General features: G+C 46.3%; 2 protein-coding genes. One reads left to right on the top strand and one right to left on the bottom strand.

Annotated features, from left to right (window positions below):
* The coding region (locus F6K49_RS52870) for a CHAT domain-containing protein (protein ID WP_293111127.1) at window positions 1–822 on the top strand (822 nt) is incomplete at its 5' end.
* Here the strand turns inward: F6K49_RS52870 and F6K49_RS52865 are convergent.
* Window positions 802–984: a hypothetical protein gene (locus tag F6K49_RS52865; RefSeq protein WP_293111125.1), complete on the bottom strand. Its 183-nt coding sequence runs from the start codon at window positions 982–984 to the stop codon at window positions 802–804. The genes F6K49_RS52870 and F6K49_RS52865 overlap by 21 nt on opposite strands.
* Between the last annotated feature and the right edge of the window lie 34 nt (window positions 985–1,018).

The following is a 1,018-nucleotide window of genomic DNA, read 5'->3' as shown; positions in this document are numbered from 1 at the left end:
TGGTTAATTCGACCGGCGGAAGGGTTGCTCGAAGCCAATCAAGTTAAAACCTTAGTATTTGTTCTTGATGGTGGATTGCGCAATGTTCCTATGGCTACCCTTCATGATGGTGAACAGTATCTAGTAGAAAAAGGCTATGCGATCGCACTCATTCCTGGTTTGAGTCTACTGGAGCCCAAACCCTTAGCTCAAGTAGAGTTAAATGCCTTAGCCTTTGGACTTTCAGACATGCGCGAGGGTTTTCGTGATCATGAAGGTTTCGCTAACCTACCCAATGTTAAAACAGAATTAGGGGAAATTAAATCCCAAATTCCCAGTCAGCAATTGCTCAATCAAGACTTTACCAGTCAAAAATGGCAAGAGTTAATCAGTTCAGTGGCATTTCCTGTGGTGCATTTAGCTACTCACGGTGAGTTTAGTTCAGATCCAGACGAGACCTTTCTGCTGGCGTGGGATAAGCGAATCAATCTCAAGGATTTAAGCAATGTCATCCAGAACAGAAGTGACAATAGTTTAGAAGCAATTGAATTACTAGTGCTCAGTGCTTGTAAAACTGCCGATGGTGATAGTCGTGCTAGCTTAGGCTTGGCCGGAGTAGCGATTCAGTCAGGAGCCAGGAGTACTCTGGCTTCCCTATGGTTCATTGATGATGACTCTACGGCTAAACTGATGGCATCTTTTTACCAAGAATTAGCTGATTCTGGCGCAACGGTTACCAAAGCTGAAGCCTTGCGCCGTGCTCAAGTTAAGCTCTTAAAAAGCCGTGGTTATCAAGCTCCATATTTCTGGGGAGCCTATGTTTTAGTCGGAAATTGGCTGTAATCGGGAATCGGGAATCGGGAATTGGGAATCGGGAATCGGGAGTAGGGAATCGGGAATCGGGAATCGGGAATCGGGATGAAGTTGCCTGTTGATGATATTTTCGTCAGAACTACCACTCGGAAGTTCCCTACTCCCTACTCCCGTCTTGATGCAGTCGCTCATGGGGGAAACCCCCAAGACCGCGCTGCATCGCTAC

This window comes from Moorena sp. SIO3I6 (assembly GCF_010672095.1).
This window is presented reverse-complemented; position numbering and strand designations above follow the sequence as displayed.